Origin of the sequence: Herbaspirillum chlorophenolicum (assembly GCF_001189955.1) — a bacterium.
Classification (GTDB): Bacteria; Pseudomonadota; Gammaproteobacteria; order Burkholderiales; family Burkholderiaceae_D; genus Herbaspirillum; species Herbaspirillum chlorophenolicum.
Genome location: NZ_LFLT01000042.1, coordinates 1 through 23,467, shown reverse-complemented (window position 1 = coordinate 23,467; position 23,467 = coordinate 1). Strand labels below are relative to the sequence as shown.

General features: G+C 57.6%; 24 protein-coding genes. 17 read left to right on the top strand and 7 right to left on the bottom strand.

The features are described 5' to 3' along the window. The first annotated feature begins 112 nt into the window (after positions 1-112). Positions 113-616, top strand: coding sequence for a hypothetical protein (locus AKL28_RS19445; RefSeq protein WP_050469861.1), 504 nt, complete (start codon positions 113-115; stop codon positions 614-616). 104 nt (positions 617-720) lie between these two features. Here the strand turns inward: AKL28_RS19445 and AKL28_RS19440 are convergent, their stop codons facing one another. The 3 genes from AKL28_RS19440 to AKL28_RS19430 form a co-directional block, all read right to left on the bottom strand. Beyond that, complete coding sequence (locus AKL28_RS19440; RefSeq protein WP_050469859.1) at positions 721-2,394, bottom strand: diguanylate cyclase; 1,674 nt, start codon at positions 2,392-2,394, stop codon at positions 721-723. A 300-nt stretch (positions 2,395-2,694) separates the two neighbouring features. Then, the gene (locus AKL28_RS19435; protein ID WP_050469858.1) at positions 2,695-4,263 is read right to left on the bottom strand and encodes a class I SAM-dependent methyltransferase; all 1,569 of its coding nucleotides are present in this window, start codon (positions 4,261-4,263) and stop codon (positions 2,695-2,697) included. Between the two features lie 49 nt (positions 4,264-4,312). Next, positions 4,313-4,738, bottom strand: coding sequence for a nucleotide pyrophosphohydrolase (locus AKL28_RS19430; RefSeq protein WP_050469857.1), 426 nt, complete (start codon positions 4,736-4,738; stop codon positions 4,313-4,315). Between the two features lie 130 nt (positions 4,739-4,868). Here AKL28_RS19430 and AKL28_RS19425 point away from each other — a divergent pair, with 130 nt between their 5' ends. The 6 genes from AKL28_RS19425 to AKL28_RS19400 all read left to right on the top strand — a co-directional run bounded on the left by AKL28_RS19425 (position 4,869) and on the right by AKL28_RS19400 (position 12,953). Next, entirely contained in the window at positions 4,869-5,501 is a 633-nt protein-coding gene (locus tag AKL28_RS19425) for an attG domain containing protein (RefSeq protein WP_231602529.1), read from the top strand. Positions 5,502-5,916: 415 nt separating this feature from the next. Then, on the top strand, positions 5,917-7,569 hold the full coding sequence (locus AKL28_RS19420) for a methyl-accepting chemotaxis protein (protein ID WP_050469856.1): 1,653 nt from the start codon (positions 5,917-5,919) through the stop codon (positions 7,567-7,569). Positions 7,570-7,576: 7 nt separating this feature from the next. Further along, the gene (locus tag AKL28_RS25125; protein ID WP_231602527.1) at positions 7,577-7,960 is read left to right on the top strand and encodes a hypothetical protein; all 384 of its coding nucleotides are present in this window, start codon (positions 7,577-7,579) and stop codon (positions 7,958-7,960) included. 390 nt (positions 7,961-8,350) lie between these two features. After that, complete coding sequence (locus AKL28_RS19410; RefSeq protein WP_082221583.1) at positions 8,351-11,281, top strand: autotransporter domain-containing protein; 2,931 nt, start codon at positions 8,351-8,353, stop codon at positions 11,279-11,281. A 151-nt stretch (positions 11,282-11,432) separates the two neighbouring features. Beyond that, positions 11,433-12,059, top strand: coding sequence for a trimeric intracellular cation channel family protein (locus tag AKL28_RS19405; protein ID WP_050469853.1), 627 nt, complete (start codon positions 11,433-11,435; stop codon positions 12,057-12,059). A 309-nt stretch (positions 12,060-12,368) separates the two neighbouring features. After that, entirely contained in the window at positions 12,369-12,953 is a 585-nt protein-coding gene (locus tag AKL28_RS19400) for a uracil-DNA glycosylase family protein (protein ID WP_050469852.1), read from the top strand. 503 nt (positions 12,954-13,456) lie between these two features. On the opposite strand, the gene AKL28_RS19395 is transcribed toward AKL28_RS19400, so the two are convergent. Together AKL28_RS19395 and AKL28_RS19390 are read right to left on the bottom strand one after the other, a co-directional pair. Next, on the bottom strand, positions 13,457-13,666 hold the full coding sequence (locus AKL28_RS19395) for a cold-shock protein (protein WP_050469851.1): 210 nt from the start codon (positions 13,664-13,666) through the stop codon (positions 13,457-13,459). Positions 13,667-14,061: 395 nt separating this feature from the next. Further along, the gene (locus AKL28_RS19390; RefSeq protein ID WP_050469849.1) at positions 14,062-15,177 is read right to left on the bottom strand and encodes a porin; all 1,116 of its coding nucleotides are present in this window, start codon (positions 15,175-15,177) and stop codon (positions 14,062-14,064) included. A 436-nt stretch (positions 15,178-15,613) separates the two neighbouring features. On the opposite strand from AKL28_RS19390, the gene AKL28_RS19385 reads away from it, so the two are divergent. The 9 genes from AKL28_RS19385 to AKL28_RS24605 all read left to right on the top strand — a co-directional run bounded on the left by AKL28_RS19385 (position 15,614) and on the right by AKL28_RS24605 (position 22,269). Further along, positions 15,614-16,015 carry a hypothetical protein gene (locus tag AKL28_RS19385; RefSeq protein WP_050469846.1) on the top strand — a complete coding sequence of 134 codons (402 nt, stop codon included), beginning with the start codon at positions 15,614-15,616 and terminating at the stop codon, positions 16,013-16,015. Positions 16,016-16,198: 183 nt separating this feature from the next. Beyond that, entirely contained in the window at positions 16,199-16,975 is a 777-nt protein-coding gene (locus AKL28_RS19380) for an alpha/beta hydrolase (RefSeq protein ID WP_050469844.1), read from the top strand. 292 nt (positions 16,976-17,267) lie between these two features. Beyond that, a complete protein-coding gene (locus tag AKL28_RS19375; RefSeq protein ID WP_082221582.1) occupies positions 17,268-17,687 on the top strand; it encodes a YidB family protein in 420 nt (139 codons plus the stop codon). A 156-nt stretch (positions 17,688-17,843) separates the two neighbouring features. After that, a complete protein-coding gene (locus AKL28_RS19370) occupies positions 17,844-18,179 on the top strand; it encodes a GlsB/YeaQ/YmgE family stress response membrane protein (protein WP_231602525.1) in 336 nt (111 codons plus the stop codon). 57 nt (positions 18,180-18,236) lie between these two features. Beyond that, positions 18,237-18,701 carry a DUF3761 domain-containing protein gene (locus AKL28_RS19365; RefSeq protein ID WP_050469842.1) on the top strand — a complete coding sequence of 155 codons (465 nt, stop codon included), beginning with the start codon at positions 18,237-18,239 and terminating at the stop codon, positions 18,699-18,701. A gap of 150 nt (positions 18,702-18,851) precedes the next feature. Beyond that, positions 18,852-19,988 (top strand): alginate lyase family protein, encoded by a 1,137-nt coding sequence (locus AKL28_RS19360; protein ID WP_231602523.1) that lies wholly within the window; start codon positions 18,852-18,854, stop codon positions 19,986-19,988. A gap of 246 nt (positions 19,989-20,234) precedes the next feature. Continuing rightward, positions 20,235-20,639 (top strand): alternative ribosome rescue aminoacyl-tRNA hydrolase ArfB, encoded by a 405-nt coding sequence (gene arfB, locus AKL28_RS19350; RefSeq protein ID WP_050469839.1) that lies wholly within the window; start codon positions 20,235-20,237, stop codon positions 20,637-20,639. A 307-nt stretch (positions 20,640-20,946) separates the two neighbouring features. Next, a complete protein-coding gene (locus AKL28_RS19345) occupies positions 20,947-21,711 on the top strand; it encodes a hypothetical protein (protein ID WP_156226411.1) in 765 nt (254 codons plus the stop codon). A gap of 177 nt (positions 21,712-21,888) precedes the next feature. After that, complete coding sequence (locus AKL28_RS24605; protein ID WP_156226410.1) at positions 21,889-22,269, top strand: hypothetical protein; 381 nt, start codon at positions 21,889-21,891, stop codon at positions 22,267-22,269. 31 nt (positions 22,270-22,300) lie between these two features. On the opposite strand, the gene AKL28_RS19340 is transcribed toward AKL28_RS24605, so the two are convergent. Together AKL28_RS19340 and AKL28_RS24030 are read right to left on the bottom strand one after the other, a co-directional pair. Next, entirely contained in the window at positions 22,301-22,597 is a 297-nt protein-coding gene (locus AKL28_RS19340; RefSeq protein WP_197091069.1) for a hypothetical protein, read from the bottom strand. Further along, on the bottom strand, positions 22,566-22,781 hold the full coding sequence (locus tag AKL28_RS24030; RefSeq protein WP_082221581.1) for a hypothetical protein: 216 nt from the start codon (positions 22,779-22,781) through the stop codon (positions 22,566-22,568). The genes AKL28_RS19340 and AKL28_RS24030 overlap by 32 nt, the downstream gene beginning before the upstream one ends. 205 nt (positions 22,782-22,986) lie before the next feature. Here AKL28_RS24030 and AKL28_RS19335 point away from each other — a divergent pair. Continuing rightward, positions 22,987-23,467: hypothetical protein (locus AKL28_RS19335; protein WP_197091068.1), on the top strand; the 481-nt coding region annotated here is incomplete at its 3' end.

Genomic DNA, 23,467 nt, shown 5'->3' with positions numbered 1-23,467 from the left:
AACGCATGCCGATTGGAAAAAATCGGCAAAGCCCCCTACAATCGACTCCCACGGCCATACGGAATGGTCAAAGTAACAATCAGCCGATCCGGCATCATCCTCGGGAGCTTGTTTGAAAATCGTACGTCGCCTGGCCGCAAGCCTGCCGGCGCTGGCGCTGGCCTGTTCGGCCGGCGTGGCCCCTGTCGCGCAAGCCGCGCCGCAACCCAGCTTCGGCATCGAAGTCGGCAATGCCTTGCTGTGCCTGAACCAGCTCAACAGTAAATACTTCTACGACTACCTCTACGAAGCCTTCGGCCCGCCGTACAAGACCGAAGGCGGCGCTTACTGGTTCAAGGCCACCAATGTCAACCTGTGGGGTGTGCAGGTCACCGACCTGCTGGTCAACGACAGCAACAGCCAGGCCGACTTCATCGGCGCCTTCTTCAACGCCACCCCGGTCAGGTTGACGGACGCCATCAGCTCGACCCTGGGCATACGCTTCACGCAGGAAGACAATTCCGCCTATCCAGTACGCCAGTCGCAAGCAGGCAGCAAGATCGTCTACAACAACACGAATGCCAAGATGTACTGCGCCAAGTCCAAGTACCTGGTGCCTTCGCCGCAACAGCCATGAGCCTGCACAGGTTCTGAGCCCGCCTACAAAAAAGCCGCGCATGATGCGCGGCTTTTTTGTAGGCGGGCCTGCCGAAATCGTTACAGGCTCCTGGAGGCTCCGGCTCAGGCCGCTCCCCTGGACTGTTTCAGATCATCCACGGTGCGGATGCAATCGCGGCCTGCCGCCTTGGCCAGGTACAGCGCTTCGTCAGCCTCGCGCAGCACGTCCTCCGGGTTGTCCACCTGGCGCTGGGGAGCCACGGCGGAGACGCCGATGCTGATGGTGAGGTAGCCGGTGGCGCTGGCGGTGTGTTCGATCCCCAGGCCCTGGACCGACTTGCGGATGCGCTCGGCCACCATCATCGCCCCCTCCAGCTTGGCGCCCGGCAGCAGCACCGCGATCTCTTCGCCGCCGTAGCGCGCCAGCAGGTCTTCCGGACGCACATTGGTATCGCGGATGGCGCTGCCCAGGCGGCGCAGCACCTTGTCGCCAGCCATGTGGCCGTACAGGTCGTTGTACTGCTTGAAGTAATCGACATCGATCATGATCACCGCCAGCGACAGGCCGGTACGCGCCGCACGGTTGAATTCCTCCTGCAGGCCGCGCTCGAACTGGCGGCGGTTGGCCAGGCCGGTGAGCGCGTCTTCCAGCGCCAGGCGGGACAGGGTCTTGTTCATTTCCTCCAGGTTGACGCGCGCCTCATCCAGTTCGGCCTCGATGTTCTTGCGTTCCTGCATCAGGGCATTGAAGGCGCCATGCAGGTCGCCCAGCTCGTCCTGGCGCACTTCGCCCGGCAATTGCGCCAGGCTCTTGTCCTGGCGGATACGCTGGATGTGCGCGAGCAAACGCTGCAACGGAAGGAACAGGCGGTTGACGAACCACCAGGCCAGAATGCCGGCCAGCACCGTCAGCACGGTGGCAGCCAAGATGGCGCGCTCCTGCATTTCGGCGATGGGCGCGTAGGCGTCCGAACTCAGGTAGTGGGCGCCGATGATCCAGTTGGTGCTGCTCATGCGCTTGTACGAAGTCAAGGCTGGCTCGCCAGCCTGGTCCACACTATCCATGCTGCCTTCAAACCCCTTGAGCGCCTGTTCGTTGGCAATGCCCTGGCCGCCGGCAACATCCATGTGGTTGAGAATGAGCTCCTTGTCGGGATGCTCAACCACGATGCCATCGGTGGTGAAGATGTACATGAAGCCGCTCTTGCCCAGGCGCACGTCGGTAAACTGGCCGAGGAAATTGTGCTCCTTCAGGTCGATGCTGGCCACCAGCACCAGGTCCACTTCACCGTGCGCATTGAGCAGCGGCTCGGTCATCAAGACCACCGAGCGGTTGGACATCTTGCTTTTCAGCGGCCTGGAAATCACGCCCTTTTTGGCCTTGACCGTATCCACCAGATAGTCGCGGCCGGCCATGCTGAAGCGGTTGACCTGGCCGGCATCGGCATAGTTGGCGATCATGGCGCCATTGGCTTCGACTACGCTGACATTGAAGAACTGCGCATTGAGCGACAGGTGCTGTTCAAGGTAACGCTGCATCTGCTCCGGATGATGGCGCGCGGCATCGGGAATGCCCTCGCCCAGCAGGCGCAATGAGATGCGCCGGTCTTCAAAACCGGCATCGAGCGCAGCGGCGGTCAGCTTCAGGGCGGTAAATTGCTGCTCGCCCAGTTCATCGCGCATATCGCGCCGGATGACGAAGAGCGAAATGGCGGTGACCACGATGGCGGTAATCACCACAGCGGCCACAATGGCCAAAGCCAGGCGGGTTTTCAGTTTCAGGTTCAGACGCGACATAGGCAGAGCATGAACTTTCTCATGGGAAAATTTTCTTGGTGATCAGAAGCTACCCGCGGATGACGACGGCAAGCGTATCCGCGAAGTAGCAAGACAGGGAATTGTTCCGGACTCCACGCCCGGCACCGCCATGGACGAAATGCATTGACCGCCTGATGCGCCGCTCTACCGGCCCCTCCCGATATCCGGCAAATGACAGGCCCGCGTTGGCAGGCCAAGCGAAATGCTACAGGCTAGCGCAGGCCTATGCAAACGCCCGTCAGTCGATGTGACGTTTTATCCACGACCGTCACATGCCGGTCACACGACTTGCAGCGCGCGCAACAACGGCAGGCGGGTACGCGCAAATAACTGCGCCTGGGTTGCCAGCTCGCCCAGATTTTCCTGCTCGCCCTCAAGCCGTATCCCTTCGCGCACCAGCTTCTTGCCTTGCGCGCTGATGTACTTCCATGCCAGCGCCGGCCATGCATCCACATTCTCGCCATGCTCCAGATAGGCCAGCAGGAACAATTGGCCAATGCGGTCGACCGGCACCCCGCCGCCAGTCACCGGGCTGCACAAGTGGCCGACTCCCCCCTCGATGGACGACGGCGCAGCCAAGGCCGCTTTTTTCAGCAAATGCACATTGAGTGCCCGGGTACGCCGGGCGATCTCCGCGCGCGCATCGTCCGCAGGTTCCGTCGGCAACGGCGCGGCATGGCCGGTACCGATCAGCATCAGCGCCGAGTCGAGCACTTGCGACAAATTCAGGTTGCGATGCGCCAGCGAAGCCGCCAGGTCAACCAGCGTATGCGGCTGGTAATCGCTCAAGGCCTGCAGGATGGGGTCGTAAATCAGCCGGTTCAGGGTGATCTCGGAGGCCACGTTCTGGATGGTCAGCGGCACCTTGTCCGGCTCGGTCAGCAGCACGATGCTTTGCAGCGCCAGCGCCTGCACCCGCTGGCGGTCGTCCAGCCACTGCCCGCCACGCACCCAGTAGTCGCGCCGGAACTGCTGGTTGACCATGAAGTCGCGCACGCTCTGCTGCATCACGGGATCATCCATGCCCTGCATGAACTGCCGCTGCGCAGGCGTCAGATTGGCCATGTCGATATGGTCGGCGTAGTTGGCCGGGCAAGCAAACTGCAAGCCGGATTGCGACAGGCGCTGGTGCATCCGGGCGAAGGATTCGGCGTGCCAGTCGCGGTTGAAGTACTCGTGCGCCAGATAGTCGCGGCCTTGCTGCTGCAGTATTTTCAGGCGGTCGCGCATGAACGGGTTGGCCTGCGCATACACCGGGTCGGTATCGAACATGCGGGCGGCGAAATCCAATGCGGCATCGATGCGCGCTTCGGTCGGCAGCGCCTGTTCGTCATTGCCGGCTTGCTGCGTGTGCTGCACCATCAGGTCGCGCAGCGGCATGAAAGCGGACCAGCCGGGCTGGGTGTTGTAGCTGATATAAAGCACGCCGCCGGGCTTGAGCTTGCGGTCGATAAAATCGAAGATGATGGCGCGGTTTTCTTCCGAGACCCAGCTCCACACGCCGTGCAGCGCGATGAAATCAAAATCCGGCAGGTCGCTGCGGCGGCAAAAGTGCGAAAAGCTCGAGTCCTCCAACTGCGCGCCGCTACCGCTGGCCGCCGCCAGCTCTTTGGCAAAGCCGGCTTGCATGGGATTGAAATCGTTGCCCCACCAGCGCGTGCCCGATGCCGCGGCATGGAAGTTGGTCGACAACCCCTGGCCGAACCCCAGCTCGCAGGCAGTCTGCACGACTGGCGCCCGCAAGCCGTGGAAGGCAAACGCCAGCGGCAAACGCGCCGGATTCATGCCGGGGTAGTAACCGTAGGTGTAGGCGATGTCGAAGACGTATCCGTCGTTCCAGTTATTCAAGGCGGGCTCCCTGCGGGGATGGCGTTGGCGTTATTGGACGGTGGCGGCATCAGCCGCCGCTACCGCCGCTATTGTTATTGGTAGTGTCGTCCTTGCTGCTGCCGGCGCTGTAGGCCGTATATTTCCGTGAACTGCCGCGCGCCTGCTCGACCGGGTACTTGCGGCGGTTAAGCTCCATCTTCTCCAGCACCGCGCTGCGCAGGTCTACGCCGGTATGGTCGGCCAACTGGATCAGGTAGACCAGCACATCGGCCATCTCGTGCCGTATGCCTTCACGGGCGGCGGCATCGAGCTCATGGTCGGCGCCAGTGGGCAGCCACTGGAAATGCTCCATCAGCTCAGCCGCTTCCACCGACAGCGCCATGGCGAGATTCTTCGGCGTATGGAAGCGCAGCCAGTCGCGTTCACTGGAAAACTGGCGAATGATGCCGCGCAGTTCGATAAGGTCGGAGATCGGTTCCTGTGGGACGCTCATGGGATGGCAATGCGCAGGGCTGTCGGAAAAGCGCTCACTTTATCATCATCGCCAACAGCGCGGCGCGTCCGCATACCGCCTGCGATCCTGCATGCACTTGATCTGAGACAGGCCACATCATGGCGCCTTGGTGCACAATGTAGCGATCTTCCCGACCGATTTCCCGACCATGCCTTCACGCTCCCCACTCCCGCAGCGCCTGCTGCTATGCGCCACCCTGGCGATGGCCGCATTGCTGGCCGGCTGCGACCGTTCCATCGACAAACAACTGGCTGAGCACGCCGCGGCCGAAACCACCCTGGGCGTGACGCCCAACGAATTCGCCGGGCGCTTCAACCAGAAGCTGCCCGATGCGCTGGCCGGCATGCGCGTGGACGAACCGGAACACATGGCCAACCTGTACCGGCTCGACCCATCTCGCCTGCATCCCGGCCAGTATGAATACGTACTGGAAACCAAGGTCGGCCCGGCACAGACTTCCATGCTCGGCACGCTCAACAAGAAAGGCGAATTGAGGGCGGTCGGCGTACTGCTCACCGACCGTTCGCAGGCCGCCCGCGACGAATTCCTGATCTGTGCAGACAGTTCCGCACGCAGCTTCGTCTCATCCAACCCGGAAAAGCTGCTGCCGCTGATCACCCGCCTGACCAGCATCGCCCTCAACAATCCCGGGCAGCGCATGACGGAAGTCGTCGCCAACCAGCTACTGTCGGTGGAAGTCGTGCCGCAGGGGCTGTTGTTCCAGGTCCAGCCTCAACAATAAACGCAACAGGGGTTCTCTCCTGCCACTACAGACCGCTCTGTGGCAAGGCGCATTTCTCATGCGATGATACGTAACTATTAATTACGTATATTTTTACAACACATTTCCATATAGTTTCGTTAAGTTTCATACCGTACATCGTGTCGCCGCTTGAAAAACCCGAAAAAATCTGCCAACAATGGCTCGTTGCACCAAATTAAAAAAACTTCATGCACCAAGCCGGCAGGCAAGCCCACGCTACCTGCCGGTATGAACGGTTCCAAGCCTTACCGACGTATCCAATTCCACACGCAGTAGCGATAGTTTGAGTTTGCAGGGCTGCGGCATCCGGGGAAAGTGCCGCGGCATCCACAACTACATGCACCGGTCCAGCCTATGGCGCGGGCCCGGGCGCACTAACGCAAGGGGAAATCGCATGCGCAAGAACCTGCCGGTCACCACTGTCGAACGCCTGCTTGAAGACAGCAAATCCATCGTCTCCAAGACTGATCTCCAGGGCAACATCACTTACGTCAATCCTTACTTCATTGAAATCAGCGGCTTCACCGAAGCCGAGTTGATCGGCGCGCCGCAAAACATCGTGCGCCACCCCGACATGCCGCGGGAAGCCTTTGCCGACCTATGGGCCACGATCAAATCGGGGCTGCCATGGAATGGACTGGTCAAGAACCGCTGCAAGAACGGCGACTTCTACTGGGTACAGGCCAACGTCACGCCGGTGCGAGAAAACGGCCAGACAGTCGGTTATATGTCGGTACGCACGCGCCCTTCGCGCGAACAGGTGCAGGCGACCGATGCCATCTACCACCGCTTCAGCGCGGGCCAGGCCGCCGGCTTGCGCATCCGGCGCGGCGCGGCAGTGCGCAGCGGCTTCGCCGGCTGGCTGCTGAGCTTGCGCAACATCTCCATTGCGCGCAGGTTGGGCCTGGTCATGTCCGTGCTCGCACTGATATTCGCCGCCGGCGGGCTCATCGCCGGCAACGCCATCCAAACGGCAGGCGCCAATCCTTATCCGATATGGGCCGGTACCGTCGCCGGCATCGTGCTGCTGCTGGGTTCCTGGGGCATGCTGCACGCAGCCATCGTAGCGCCGCTGAAACAAGCCATCAGCACCGTACATGCCCTGGCCGGCGGCGACCTGAACCTGCGCGTCGACACCAGCCGGCGCGGCGACATGGGGCTGCTGCTGCAGGCGCTGCAGCAACTCAACGTCAACCTGCGCTCCATCATTGGAGATGTGCGGCGCAATGTGGAATCGATTACGGTCTCGACGCAGGAAATCGCCAGCGGCAATCTCGATCTCTCCGGCCGTACCGAATCCCAGGCCTCCAGCCTGGAGGAAACTGCCTCCAGCGTTGAACAGTTCGCCGCCACGGTACGCCAGAATGCCGACTCGGCAGCCAACGCCGACCGCCAGGCGCAATCGGCCTCGGACATTGCCAACCGCGGCAGCGAATCGGTACGGCGCATGGGGATGACGATGGAAGAAATCAACACCGCGTCGAACAAGATCGTCGACATCATCGGCCTGATCGACGGTATCTCATTCCAGACCAATATCCTGGCGCTCAATGCCGCCGTAGAAGCCGCTCGCGCGGGCGAGCAAGGGCGCGGCTTTGCCGTGGTGGCGGCAGAAGTACGTACGCTGGCGCAACGCTCCGCCGCCGCGGCCAAGGACATCAAGACCCTGATCGACGATTCCGGCAGCAAAGTGGAAAGCGGCAACCTGCTGGTGCGCGAAACGGCCCACGCGATGGATGAAATACGCAGTGCGGTACAGGGCATGGCGGTGACCATGAACGAGATCACCATGGCCAGCCGGGAACAAAGCGGCGGCATCGAGCAGCTTAACCAGTCGATCAACTCCATCGATGAAACCACACAGCAAAATGCCGCACTGGTGGAGCAGGCCGCTGCCGCTGCCGAAAACCTGCGCGACCAGGCGCACCGGCTAGGCCAGGCAGTGTCGGTATTCAAGATCGGCGGCGATGCATCGCCGCAACGGTCAATCGTGGTATCCCACGTACCGGCACTGCCGATGGCCACGCACAAACTGGCGCGGCAATAGCGCACGCTTGGCTGGCGGCCCCGTTGCCGCCAGCCTTTACATTGACTTTCAAATCTTTACCCGAAAGGCGGGTGTGGCGGCATTCACGCTGACACCCGGCTTGGCTATGATGAAGCCATGTCCTGCTGCGGCCATTGCAGCCGCAGTGGCCGGCATCATTCATACAACCAGGGAGTTCATCATGAGCGTGTCATCCGTTTCTTCCGGCAACAGCAGCTTCTACAACACCGTCGTCCAACCGATCAAAAACGTCGCCAAGGAAGTCGGCGACGACATCGGCGACGCCTATGACACCACGGTAGATGCCGTGAAGTCGGCAGCCACCACTGTCGGCGATGACATTTCCGCGGGCTTCAAGAAGATTGGCAATATCATCGATACATCCGTCTGAGGCATGGAAGGCAAGGAACGGGCGACGCCGCCTGTCTCTTTCCCACCATGTCGCTACTGCAGGGAGGCTTATTGGCCTCCCTTTTTTGTCACTCGCGCGCACGCCCTCTTCCCGGATAATTTCACCTCAACCGCCTCGGTTGCCGGTCAACATCCCACGCACCATCGAAATGCGTTCAGTCAGAAAACGAACATCTAACACGCATTGAACGAATAAATTCTGGTTCAAAACAACCTTTTTCGTCCCCCCGTTTTTTTCATATTGCGTACATAACCGGCTCGCATTCTTCACGCCTTGCGACCCGGTGCGTTCTCCTATCCATTTTCCCTGAACCGATATCGATCGGTGGACGGACCGGCCTTTTCACCACTGCGTTGAGGCGATCCATCCATGAAACCGAAACCTTCCCTCGTCCTGCTCGGGCTGCTAGCAGTCCATTCCGTCTGGGCTGAAACACCTGCTGTTTCTAACCAGTCTTCCACCCAGGATGCCGTCCTTTCCAATGCCCAGAGGCAGCGCTGGTTCGAAAACTTGCGCGACAATGTACTCACCCACTATCCCCGCCCAGGCACCAACCTGGAGCGGATGGATCGACTGACCACCCACAGCTATCGCTCCACAACGGGGCCGCGCCGTGAGCTGGCCAGACAAGATGCCAATGAAAAAGACAATCACCCGTATCTGACCTTTCTGGAAAATGCGCTTGGCAAGGAAATGGCAGCTTCAGGCGTAGGTTCGCGCCTGAATCAGACCGATGGTTTTGTCGGGCTGGAGCAATTGCTGTATGACGCAACCCACGCCTACGATGCCAACAAAAAACGAATCCGCTCGATCGACTTCATCCTCAAGGATCTTCACCAACGCGGGCGCCCCTATCAGGTTCTGGACAAAAACGGCAATTTCCTCCCTGGCTATACCAGCATCACAGGATCGTCGTTCCCTAGCGGGCACTCATGGAACGGTTACGAAAAAGCCTTTCTGATGGCCATGATGTTTCCGGAACGAGGTGAGGAAATCTATGCCCGAGCACTGCAATATGCAGAAAGCCGCGTCGTGCTGGGCGCACATTTCGCCACCGACACTATTGCTTCGCGCATCGGCATGTATTACACCACCGCACAGATGCTGGCCGACGACAGGATCGCATCCCAAATCGCCCATCTCGCAGCCGCTGCCCGCAAGAGCATGGAGAGCGCCTGTGGCATGCCCTTGCGCCATTGCCTGGCGGCGCTGCCGACCTCGGTCGCCGACGAGCATCGGGCTCAACAGGATCGCATCGGCTATTACGGCGCGCGCAGCGGATCGTCCAGCACGCCGCTGGCGCCCACTGCGCTACCGGCACAAGCCCCCTACCTGCTGCGACTGCGCTTCCCCTACCTGAAGCCGGAAGACTGGCGCGACATCCTGGCCGGCACCGCTTATCCACAGGATTCGCTGGCCGGCATGCTGACGCCCAATTCGACCTGGGGCCTGCTCAACATGCCGGCGGCATATCGCGGCCCCGGCTATCTCTACCGCGATATGGAAGTCAACCAGCAAGCGAACAGCCCCTACGACATCGCAGGATTTGGTCGATGGGATATCTGGAAAAATGACATCGCCGGCCCCGGCGGACTAATCAAGCGCGGTGATGGCACGCTGGTGCTGACGGGGAACAACACCTATGCAGGCCCCACCACAGTCAATGGCGGTACCTTGCTGATCAACGGCACTCTTGTCTCCAGCGTGACTGTCAACCAAAACGCCACGCTGGGCGGTAACGGTACGCTCAGGAATCTACGCATCACGCAGGGCGGCATCCTCTCTCCAGGCAATTCGATCGGGCAATTGACGGTCGCGGATAAACTTGTGCTGGACGCCGGTTCGCGCTTCCGCGTAGAAGCCAATGCCGCGGGGCAAGTGGATCGCATCAAGGCCGGCATGGTTGCTATCAACGGTGGGACGGTGGAAGTCCTGGCCGATCGCGGTCTCTATAACCGCCATACCCGATACGCCATCATCGATGCCGATACACGCACCGGCGCCTTCGCCAATGTCAGCTCGAACCTGGCTTTTCTCACGCCCACGCTCGACTACACCGGCAAACAGGTATTGCTGACGCTCTCGCGCAACGACATGAAGTACACCGGTTTTGCCGCCACACGCAACCAGCAGGCTGCGGCCAAGGCCCTGGAGCAGATCGCGTCTTCCCCCGCCAATGCCGACCATCCTGCAGTCAGAACCATCGATAGCCTGTCTGCTCCACAAGCACGCGCCGCGCTGGCCTCTGTCCATGGTGCCGGCCTGGTATCAGCCCAACAGATCAGTTCGACGTTTTCCAATGGCTTCAGCAATCAGCTGCAAGGGCGGCTGAACATCGTTTCCAATCCCTGGAGCAATAACACCGCCTCGCAAGAGGCCCCCATCATGCTGGCCGCCAACGATAACGTCGACGATCTGATGCAATCCTTGCAGAAGCAATCCAGGTTCTCGCTGGCCGGCGGCATTCCCGAAGCACAAGGCAACCAGTCCGGCCTCTGGCTGCGCCGCTACGGCAGCCAGCAAACAACTGGCGGCGATGCCGAAAACGCAGCGTCGCGCCTGCGCGATGGCGGCACCAGCCTGGGCTTCGATGCGCAAGTCGCCAGGGATCTGGTGGTTGGCATTGCCTTCAACCACGGCAACAGCGATCTCAGCACGGACGATGCCGTGACCGGGCGCTCGCGCGGCAATGCCGCGGCGCTCTATGCGGGATACACCAGCGGTAACTGGAATCTCAGCGGTTCGCTCAACATCGCCCGCAACAGCAACCATACCGAACGCCGCCTGGCCTTCGGCAGCCTGCAGCAGACCGCGATTGCCGACTTCCGTAGCCGCAGCCTGTCGCTATATGGCGAGGCCACTTACGACATTCCCATGTCGGACTGGATACTGCGCCCTCTGGCCGGACTTTCCTGGACGCATAGCAAGACTGATGGCTTTACCGAAAGCGGCGCGCCGGGACTCAACCTGCAAGTCAATCCGCGCAGTGAGGATTCCGTCAAAACCCTGCTGGGTGCGAAGGCGGTATTGGCCGTCGGCGACAACATCCAGTTGCAGCCCCGTCTGATCTGGTCGCATGATTTCGGCAATGCCAACGCGCCGATGACCAGCCAGTTCCAGGATAGCGGCATCGTGTTCTCCAGCTATGGCGCCGAAATACCGCGCGATGCGCTCATTGGCGGCCTGACCGTGTCAGGCAAGGCCGGTAGCCGTTTGTCGCTCTTCGCGGACGCGCAGGTGCAATACAATTCGCGGCAGAGCAATCTCGGCTTTTTGGTGGGTATCAGGAGCAGCTGGTAAGCACAGGCATGGGCGCCAGAGCGCCTGTTCCCAATGTAGTGGGACAGGCGCTTTACGCTCAAGCTGATGCCACCGTCGCAGCCGGCGCATATAATTCGGCACTGGCTCGCCCCCAAGCGCGCACCCGGCCATAGAACATGAGAGAAACCCTATGCTGCTGCACTACATCTACCTGCTCGCCATCTGCGCCGAAGCCGTCTCCGGCGCATTGATGGGCATCCGCAAGGACATGGACATCTTCGGCATCTGCCTGATCGGCACGGTGGCAGCGTTGGGCGGCGGAACGGTGCGCGATGTCCTGATCGGGCACTATCCGCTGGGCTGGGTGGCACACCCGGAATACCTGGCGTTCACTATCTGCGCAGCTGTCGTGGCGGCCGTCGCCGCACGTGCCCTCCATCATTTCAAGTCGGCCTTCCTGGTGGTCGATGCGCTGGGGCTGGTCGCCTTCACCATCATCGGCTGCGATATCGCACGCGGCTTTTCCGTTTTTCACCCGGCCATCGTGGTGATCCTCGGCATGGTGACCGGCGTCTTCGGCGGCCTGCTGCGCGATGTGCTGTGCAATGAGATCCCGCTGGTACTGCGCCGGGAAATCTACGCCAGCGTTTCATTGCTGACCGGCGCCATGTATGTCGGCATCCTGCATCTCGATATCGACCCGCATATCGCCACGCTAGGCTCCTTACTGCTGGGCTTCGCAGTGCGGCTGCTGGCGATCCGCTTCCATTGGGAATTGCCGCGGCTGAACAAGGAAAGCATCCGCGGCTTCGATTGAAGCGCCGCGCCCTGCCTGCCCGAAACCATTTGTTGCAAATGCCTGACCGCGCTTAGCAAGCCCGCGGTGTCCAATGCTGCCTCACTGGAATTGTTCAAGGAGGCGTTAATGAAGAAATTTGCGATGGCGATCGTGGCAACACTACTGCTGGCAAACCTCGGCGGTTGCGTATGTGCGCCGTGGTTCTGCGGGCCGGGAGGCGGCGGCCCTGACGGCGGCCGTGGTGGTTGGGGTGACGGAGGCGGACGAGGCGGCCCGCACTGAACTTGAAAATAACCGGCCGGGCGAATCCCTTGGTATTATTTTTCCATGGCGTCTCGCACATTTCAATTGTTGCTGGAAGAAATAAGGCAATGCACTACCTGTGCAGAATTCCTCCCGCTCGGCCCACTCCCCGTCATACAGGCGCATCCGAAGGCGCGTGTGCTGATCGCAGGACAAGCGCCGGGCAAGAAAGTACATCTCTCCGGCATTCCTTTCGATGACGCCAGCGGCAACAGATTACGCCTCTGGCTCGGCATCGACCGCGAGACTTTTTATGATCCGCATGCGGTCGCGATCTTGCCGATGGGTTTCTGTTATCCGGGGACGGGAAAATCGGGAGACTTGCCTCCCCGTCCTGAATGCGCGCCGAAGTGGCGGGCAACCGTATTGGCGCAATTGCCCAACATCGAGCTGACGCTGGTGATTGGCCAATATGCGCTGGCTTACCATTACCCCTCCGTCTATACCTCCCTCACCGAAGCGGTCCTGGCCTGGCGCGATCGTCCGTCAAATGTCATCGTGCTGCCGCATCCGAGTCCGCGCAACCAATTGTGGGTGCGCCGCAATCCCTGGTTCGAAACAGAGTTGCTGCCAAATCTGCAAAGCAGGATCGCGCAACTGCTCGGTTGATTCGACCGACAATCCTTCACTGCCCGTAAACGCAAAAAGCCCACCGAAGGTGGGCCGTTCATTGATTAATTCTGGATTTTCCGTGGCCCATGCCATCTGCATGGTGCCACCTGATCAAACAGCCCGATCCATCTGACCGGTGCCATTTTAAATACAGCTTGTCGTTGATCCTGTACGCCCGCTCTTGGCGGAGCGCCTGGCAACGACTTTTAATAAACTATTTGCTTGGCCGGCTTCTGCTTCTTACATGCCCGTGCTATCTGCACGCTGGCATGAAGCTGAAAATGCCGGCCGGGTCCTGGGAAAATCCTGGCTGATGCCTGGTTTGCCGAGGCACTTGCGTCGTCACGCCCCCGATTCAATCTACCAGCCCATGCTATCTGCAAGGTGCCGGTCTGCGGATATCCGTAAATCGGGAAAGTAAAAACGCTTGGCTGCCACCCAGCCTGGCTATCTGTTGCGTATGGACATTCGATAGCGTTCAGGCTTGAGCGCAATAATATTTAGATGACCTTGATGTTGCTGGCCTTCTCGCCCTTGGCGCCAACGCTGCGTTCGAACGACACGCGCTGGTTCTCGGACAAGCTTTTGAAGCCGGTGGACTGGATGTCCTGGAAGTGGGCGAACAAGTCAGCGCCACCTGCATCGGGAGTGATGAAACCGAAACCCTTTGCATCGTTGAACCATTTAACTACGCCTGTTTGGGTGCTCATAATATTTCCTTTGGTTGAATAGGGCTAACATGCCCGAAAGGCACTTGAGACCAAGAAATGAAACCGAAGGAAAGAAAACAGAACGACCGGAGGGAGAACAACAGTCAGGCGGAATTTGAACCAACAAGAATACGACTTGATGCAAGTACAAACCGGATTATACACGTTTCTGTCTCGCCGGGCAAAAAAGCGCGCCGTTAAGTGCAATTGGAACATAAAGACCACATCCGACTTGCGCAATGGCAATAAAGACAAGTTCCCTTGATTCTGCCGCCCTGCCCGGCCATTCGGCTCTGCGCCCGCAACAGTCCGTATTGAAAAAAATGGCAGGCCCGGTTTCCCGGTCCTGCCATATCAATGACTGCTCAATTCCTCAAGACACTAGCTCATACCGCTTAAAAACGATGACGCAAGCCCACGCGGAACACGTTCTCGGTAGCGTCGCCGCTAGGCGCCGAGGAGTATGCCGCATTGATCACGCCTGGGTTGTTCACATCCTTGGCGCGCTGGTTGCTGTACAGCGCATAAACGTCGGTGCGCTTGGAGAGGTAGTAATCCACGCCCACGTTCAACTGGGTGGTCGAACCGCTGGTCGAGCCTGCGGTTGCGCGCTTGATGCTGACACGGTCGTAGATCACGGCGCCCATCAGGTGCAGGTTGGGTGTGATCAGGTAGTCGGCGCCGACGTCAAACACGTTGGCCTTGTTGGCGTTGGTGATGTTGGTCAGGCCAGTCGCCGCGACAGCGACGGCGGCAGGCTGCTTGATCTGCGACCAGGTGCCATACAGCTTGACCGGACCGGCCTGGTAGCTGGTACCGATGCTGAAGGTCTTCAGGCTGGTGTCGCCTGCACGGGCCGGCAATGCATCGGCCGACAGTTTGGTCTGGTAATAACCACCACCGATACCCAAGGGACCATTGGCGTAGTTCGCGGCAATGCCGAAGGACTGGCCGGCGGAATTATTGCCTGCCACTTCGCCAAAACCATAGAACAGGCTGCCGGTGAAGCCACCCATGTTGGTGGTGTCGTAGCGGATCGAGTTATCGGTACGCGCACCGCCGGCGGTGCGATCCAGGTTGTTGAAGTGGCCGGCCTTGGTGCCGTTGCCGCCGAAGGTCGAAACCGAGGTGTACTTCAGGCCGATATCTTCCAGGTAATCGGTCTGGCGTCCCAGGGTCACCGTGCCGAAGCCGCCCGACAAGCCGACGACGGATTTACGGTCGAACAGCGTGTTGGCTGTGGTCATGGCGCCGGTGTCGGCCGCAAAACCGTTTTCCACATTGAAGATCGCGGACAAACCGCCGCCCAGATCTTCGACTCCCTTGAAGCCAATGCGCGAAGCCGACTGGTCGCCCGAGTCGAGGCTCATGCGGCTGCCGTTGGCGGCGCCAACCTTGCTGGTGTAGGTCACGCCAACGTCGACAATACCGTAGACGGTCACGCTGCTTTGTGCGTGGGCGTTGGCGCCAGCCAGTGCGAGCACGGCGATGGCGAATGCTGTTTTCTTCATGGAATCCCCATTGGTTTGGTTTGATTTAATTAAGTAGTCTCGTCCGCTTAGTGGCGCATGCAACGTCCCAGGGCTTGGCCCATCTGCCGGATCGTGTCCCGCAGGAGAAAGAAGTCATGCGTCCTACCTGTTGTTGTTAGTAATCTGGCAGACGTGCGGCGGATTATAGGGAGCGCTGTTATATCGGCGTATTGTGGTTGTCCACAACAATGTGAAATTGCAACACACAAGTTGTATGACAGATGGCCTGGCACGTTAACGCCTGGAAATGCCCTTGCTGGAGCGGCGACAAGGCAGATCACCATCGAGAGGGATGGAAGGGGCTTGAAGAAGAATGTTCGGAGGGAATGGATCTTATATACAATGGTCGTCGAGTATTGGGTGACAGTAGCTTTTTGATACGGACGCGGTTGTACCAAATCTTGTGGAGAAAAAAATGATCAAACCAAATTCCCCGAAATTGTTGCGCGCTCTTTTCTTGTCAATCACCCTTGCTGCTGCTTGCAGCCAGGTCACAGCGGTGGCGCAAAGCAATCTGCGGTTTCTTGCGGATACTCCTGGTGCTTCGCTGAACAAAGCCCAGCTGCGCGCGCTGTCGGAGGCCATTAAAAAGTCCCTGGACGCAGGAATGAATGGTCAAACAGACGAATGGAATCCAACTCCAGCCGGAACAACTCCGGCGCGTGCGGTCTCTGCCAAGATCACGCCGCACTTCACCGACAATAAGCCGCCATGCGCCATCGTGGATCTGGAGATCACCGCCAAAGGCATGACTCAACCCTCCAAACTGGCTTACTGCCAGAACGAAAAAAAGGAATGGGCGCTCACCAACCGATAGGACGCGTTCACCAGCATTTCAGCAAGAAGTCCGTATCGGCGGCACGGCCTGCCGTTCAAGATCTAAATCTGTAGCGATATTCGTAGCGGCAAGCTGGAGCGCCCAGCAATGTTTCCGGGTCGCTTCCGCCATCTGGCGCAAGGACCCGCGAACCTGCCGATACGGACAGCCAAAGGAGCAATCATGCGTCTGCCGGCAGCCATCGTTTTAATCATTGCCTTCATCTTGCCGGCCTGTGTCCAGGCCGGCGAAGGTTTCATCCATCTCGACGCCGGCCGTGAAAATGCACGCATCCCGGTGTATGCGATCGACAATCCACAAGCTACGGCTACCCTGATCCTGCTGCCTGGCGGAGATTCCGGTACCGGCAAGATCATTGGCGGCAAACCGGGCAGCATGAACTTCCTTACCCGTTCGCGGCAGCTGTTCGCCGACCAAGGGTTCAACGTACTGGTGATGTTCCGCGCCAGCGATCTGCGCATGCTGGACTTCCCCGAGCGAATCAGCAATGAACACGTGACCGAGATCCGCAATGTGGTCGACTACGCCGAGCGAACTTTCGGCAAGCCGGTATGGCTGGTAGGAACCAGCCGCGGCACCGTGTCTGCCACGGCGGCGGCAATCGCCCTGGGCAAAGAACATCTCGCCGGACTGGTGCTGACCTCCAGCGTCACCAACCGCAAGGCCGGCGCGATCGGATCGCAAGACCTGGACAAAATCGATATCCCCACGCTGGTGTTGCACCACAAGTTCGATGCTTGCCCGATTTGCGTGCCGAGCCAGGCAGAAGCCATCGTCGACAAGCTCAAGAATGCGCCGGCCAGGAAATTCATCCTGGTCGATGGCGGTTCTTCGCCACAAGGCGATCCGTGCGAAGCGATGCATTGGCACGGCTATCCCAACTTCGAGGCGCAGACCGTGAAGCTCATCAGTGACTGGATCCGCAATCCCGGGGCCTGATGTGACGAATGAAACCAGTTGCACGCGCGACAAGGTTCCGGATTAACGCACATGCTTTTCCTTGACCGGCATTCCTCGGCGTTGCACCATCGATACACCGCCACTGGAAATCCGGCAGCATGTCTTGCTGCGTCTTACAATCTGCACGGTAGCCGGCGATTTTCATGACTCATTTGATTTGTTATTCGGCTGACTGGGTTATCGTGCATTCGCTGCACCATGTATGTGATCTCTCATCACTATCAACCCGCTTGCAACGGTTCCTGTTGCAACGCATCCGAAGGAGAAAATAATGGGCTTACTCGATCAACTCGCAGGACAGGTTTTGGGCAATCTCGGGACGCAATCCCAGGATCAGACGCAGTCTTCAGCGCTATTATCCGGCGTGATGTCGCTGATCAACCAAAGCGGCGGGGTGCAAGGATTGCTGAACCAGTTGCAGCAAAGCGGCCTCGGCGACCAGGTGGCATCCTGGCTGGGCACAGGCCAGAACCAGCCGGTATCCGGCGACCAAATCGCCAGTGCGCTCGGCAACGATTCGCTGGCGCAAATCGCACAGCAAGCCGGCGTGGAGCCGGAACACGCTGCAGCCGGGCTGGCACAGCTGCTGCCGCAAGTCATTGACCACCTCAGCCCAAACGGCCAGGTAACCAACAACAATGAACTACTGGAACAAGGCCTGGCCTTGCTCAAGGGCAAGCTGTTCGGATAGTCCTCCGCGCCATGCCGTTGTCCCCTGCATCAGCGGCATGGCAATTTCACAAGAGTCAGCCAGGCACTGGCTTGCTACGGGAATTTATTGCATCTCCCCGGTCAACGTCCGCTCCCGAAAGCTCGTTGATGAGGTCATGACTTCAACAATGAATCATTGAAATCAGGTTTAGAAGAAAAAGAAGGACTGATTCAAACACTCGATTACCCGATTGACTTCTCAATGAGGGAGATAACGATGATGCATTACATCTGGATGCTCATAGTCGGTATTGTTGTTGGCGCAATCGCCCGTCTGATCGTCCCTGGCAGTGAACATATGGGTATTTTCCTTACCGGGATATTAGGTATCGCAGGTTCGTTTGTCGGCGGTTTCATCAGCCGCCTGTTCAGCCGACCGGAAGATGGCGCCATCGTCCATCCTGCTGGAATCCTCCTGTCTATCGTCGGCGCAATCCTGGTCTTGCTCGCCTACAACCATTTTGTTCGTTGATGCTGAAGAATGGTCTTACACAAGCTGGTTCGATAAACACCACTGACGGAGTTAGCCATGCACACATCTTTTAAATCGTTACTCATCACCACCGGATTCCTGATCGCCGCCAGCAGTTTCGCCCAAACGCCGGCCCCAGCTGCACCTGCGGCCGGCACCGGCACGACTACTGCACTGTGCAAAGATGGTTCGTCGTACACGGGCGAATCGAAAAAGGGAGCCTGCTCCGGGCATAAGGGCATCAAGGAATGGTATGGCGCCAAGGGCCCGGCAGCTGCTGCTCCCGCAGCTGCCGCCGCACCTGCAGCCCCGGCTGCCGCATCGCCCGCCAAGGCCGCTCCCGCACAGCCGGCAATGGCCGCAGGCGGTGGCGCAGGCAAGGTTTGGGTCAACAGCGCCACCAAGACATACCATTGCCAGGGATCAAAATGGTATGGCAAGACCAAGGCCGGCGAATACATGACCGAAGCCGATGCCAAGACCAAAGGCAATCACGCCGACCACGGCAAAGCCTGTTCATGATTTCCGGCATTGTCGCCAACTGATGCCGGGTTCGCGCTTCAAGGGTTACGCAAATGCGTAACCCTTGGCGCATTTGAGCCTGGTATCTAAAAAGTTAGACCAATGATTTTTTCATTCAGAAACATCCGCCGTCTTGCTGCTGCAGCACTGATGGTTGCTCTGGGAACCGCTGCCGCAAACGCCGCCCCCTTCGTCCATCCGGGCGCCTTGCATACCCAGACCGATTTCAATCGCATGAAAGCCAAGGTCGACCAAGGTGCGCAGCCCTGGCTGGCCGGGTGGAATATGCTGATCAACAATCCGCATGCCTCGCTGAACTGGCAGCCTCGTCCTGCCAATGTGATCTATCGCGGCAAAGACGGCGCCGGCCATCCTGAAAATTACGGCACCCTATTCAACGATACCGCCGCAGCCTACGCGCTTGCTTTGCGCTGGAAAGTCAGCGGCGATGATGCTTATGCCGACAAGGCGGTCGCCATCCTGGATGCATGGTCCGGCACACTGAGCGAAATCAATGGAAGTTCAGACAAATTCCTGGCGTCCGGCATTTACGGCTATCAGTTTGCCAATGCCGCAGAAATCATGCGCACCTACAAGAAATGGCCGGAGCAGAATGTCCAGCGTTTCAAAGCGATGATGCTCAATGTGTTCTACCCGATGAACCACGATTTTCTGGTCAGGCACAACGGCGCAAAGATAGATCACTACTGGGCCAACTGGGATCTGGCCAACATGAGTTCGATGATCGCCATCGGCATACTGACCGACCGGCGCGATATCTACAATGAGGCGGTCGACTATTTCAAGCACGGCCTGGGGAATGGCGCTGTCGAACATCTGGTATGGCAGCTTTATCCAGATGGGCTGGGACAAATCCAGGAAAGCGGGCGCGACCAGGGACACAGCATGCTCGACCTGGCGCTGGCAGGCTCGTTCTGCCAGATGGCCTGGAACCAGGGCGACGATCTGTTCGGCTATCAGGACAACCGCTTGCTGCGCGGTATCGAATACGTTGCCAAATACAATCTCGGCAACGACGTACCTTACGCAACTTACCGCAACAGCGACGTGACTCAGGACGTCATTTCCAGCAATAGCCGCGGCGGCATCCGCCCGATCTGGGAACTGCTTTACAACCACTATGTGGTTCTCAAGGGATTGAAAGTGCCCTATACGCAAATGTTCGTCGAAAAAGCGCGCCCGGAGGGCGGTGGCGGCAACTACGGCCCGAATAGCGGCGGCTTCGATCAGTTAGGCTACGGAACGCTGACTTACACATTGAAATAGGAATCCGTTATACGTTTCGTGTGCAGGGGAACCTGTACAACCCCACGCCTCGTAAACTTAGGAAGCTCCCGCTCTACCATTGAGCTATATCCGCGTGAGAGGTGTTTTACGCGGAGGTTTATCGGAGCACCAAAACCAGCGAAGGTGCAGTGTTTTGTGAGCCTGGTCACCTTTTCCCAGCCGCCTACCGTTGCATATCGCGATCCCGCCAACCGTTAGAATGATGCTTTGCCACCATAGGCCGCCATCATTCTCCCCCTTTTCATCCCCGACGAAGAAGTCGAACTGACTGCCATCCGCGCACAAGGCGCGGGCGGGCAGAACGTCAACAAGGTATCGAGCGCCATCCACCTGCGTTTTGATATCCGCGCTTCGTCCTTGCCGGACGATGTGAAGCAGCGCCTGCTGGCATTGCGGGATCATCGTATCAGCAAGGACGGGGTGCTCATCATCAAGTCCCAGGCGCACCGCAGCCAGGAAAAGAACAAGGCGGATGCCATGCAGCGCTTGCAGGAAATGGTGGCGCTTGTGACCCAGGTATCGGTAATGCGCAGGCCGACCCGGCCGACCCGTGGTTCGCAGCGCAGACGACTGCAAACAAAGAAACAGCGCGGTGAAATCAAGTCGACGCGCGGAAAGATCCGTGACTGATGCATGACCCAATTGTTAAAAAAAGATAAGTTTCGGCATTTCTCCGGCTGTTTTTTGCCTTAGAATTTCCGGCGGGGTTTACGCCAAAACAATAAAGAACAATGAAGCCAAAGATCGTCGCACGCGGTACAAGGTATCCACTGCCATGAGCCGTACTGCGCGCAGGATCCGCATCTGTCATCAAAATGTCAGTTTCGCTGGCATCTTTCTGCGCTGTATTCCCAAAGCATCCATGCCGGCCAGGTTTTTACCTGGCTGGCACGTCCGTTGTCTCATCCGTCAAATCAAACAATAACGAAAGAAAACAATGACCCGAACATTTCGCCCATTATTGATCGTCGCATTGCTGGCCACTGCATTGGCTGGTTGCGCGCCGATGGCCGTCAAGGACATCACTGCTGACCGCACCGGCTATCTGGAAAAGAATTTCACGCCGGCGCTGCTGTCGGCCGATACCGGCAAGACCATCGCCGGGGTGAAGATCGCACCGCGCTTCAGCAAGGCCACGGTTGAATACAAGTACGAAATCGAGACCAATCTGGGCGAGAAAAAAGTATCCGAGTCCGCCACCATCCAATACGAAGATCTTGGCAATGGCGTCATCCGTGAGATGGCCGAATACTTCAATAACGGGATTCCTGTCTCGACCAGTTACGAACTTCGCTATGGCGGTTTTTTACCATTGCGTACGCAGCGAGTGTTCAATGCCAATCGCGTGGGTAATCTGATCGTCGAGGTCAAGCAGTTCAAGTCCTTCGACAAGAATTTCGCCAACATGCAAGAAAACAGTAAATATGATGCTGACTGGGCGAGCGGTAACACTGTGCAGATCATGAATTTCTTCGATCGCAAACAAACCTGCACCACCGGCAAGGCATATGCCGCCAACACCGTGAATGCCGCGTTCGCCGGCAACGCCGTTGACGTCGACTGCGAACTCTCCTTCAACGGCAATCTCGACACCAAACAGCAGTTTATCTATCTGCAGCAATATGGTTTTGCCGTGGCGCGGGGCATGACTGTCACTTCAGGCAAGATCAAGGCTACTATCAGCTCGGTCAAACTGCAGTAAATTGTCCACAGCCTCCCTTGGGAGGCATGGTGGGAAGAGTATTCAGAAATATTTCAAGATCCGAAATTGATTCCTTAGTATCTGCATAGGGTCGATTCAAAAGAGGATTTCCACACGTATAACGATGAATATGGTGTCACCGTTACTGTGAATTTGTTCGAATCAAAGGGGAAGATCATGCGGGCTTTTTCCAAATTATTGGATGAAGTCATGGCAGAGAAGGATCGACCAATAGAAATACAGAAAAGACCACGAGGACGCCCGAAATTTATAGTTCCAGAGAATATTGAGGGATATTCCCTTGCTCGGCCACCGCATATAAGGTCGTTAAAGCGATGCTTGGATGTGTATGACCTTTGGCATCCCATCAAAGACAAGCCATTACGAGAACGAATGACGCTTTATGCTGTAGGTGTGAAATTGAAGATCAGTCCCGGTTTGGTTGGAACTGGTGGTGATGAAAAGAATAGGATGGCAGCAACCGTCAGTCGGTACTACAGGCAGGCCGTGAGGCTTATTGAGAATGTGGAGAAGGGAATTTTCCCAAAGAATTCCTGAAATAAAGAAGGGAGCCATATGGCTCCCTTCTTTATTTGGATGTCGCTGCTTTCTTGGCTTCTTTAGCCGCACGACGGCGACAGTTGTACCAGTAAGTCAAAGCGCCTTTAGGGGTTAGGTTTGCACCCTCAACAAAGACGGCCACGACAACATCCTTCTCTTCATTCTGAATCAAGGAGAAGATCAGGCGAGCAGCATCAGCCTTCGTTTTTCCTTCCTTGAGAACTGCTTGTCCCTGCATGATTGCTTCTTGCAGTTCAGATTTGGATAAGTCTATTTGGACAGGTGAATTTGTCTTATCCGCTTGTTCCTGGGGCTTTTTGCTCATCGTATTTTCTCCAGAGTTCGTTGAGTAGAGATACTGCATTCTGTTTCACAGTCTCGAATCCTGGAATGTCTTCAAACATCCCAAGCATCACTTCAACAAATCCGTAGTAGTCCAAGCGCAAACCGGTGTTCTCAACGATCATCTGAACAAGTTCTTTCTTCTGTTCTTCGGATAACGTTTGCATGTGATTTCTTTCGTGACAGTGAGGACACCATCACGGAGAAACCGTTCGGAGACAACGCCTATATTCCAGCCATATAGATTTTGGCTTTTTTTCTCTGCTATATTTCGTGAGAAATGAACAACAATGCAAAAAAGGGGATTGAATGAGGGGACGATATTACCTTGGAAGAGTCATCAAGTCGGGGCTGTTAGATCAGGATCGGTTGATGGAGGCCATTCTTAACTCACCGATTGTAGAAATCGGCAAATTCGATTGGACAATTACGGATGTAATTGACGGTCGAAAAGAGAACACCCCATTTGTATTTGGAAAATTATCAAAATACGCCAAAGAAGGGGAAGTACTGGTTGTTGATGAAGAATCGAAATCTCAGGTTAGCGCGAGCGCGCATAATCTACTCCAAGCCAGTTCTCCATTCGTGTATCTCCCGGAGTATTCTGGGATGGCATTTCTTCATGTCTGGAACGGCATTCAGGAAAAACTCTTTCCTCGACGATTTAAAGCGATTATCGAGGCTGCGCATGATAATTTCTTTGTTGGCTGCGAGATCGAACCGGTTGCAGATTACAGAGCATTTTCTGCCAAGTTAAAGTCCATCGATCATTTCACAGAAATTTCTGCAAAGGTTTATCCTCCGAACCCGCTTTTCGGACGCTTATGGGAAAGTCTGCATGAATACATTAAGA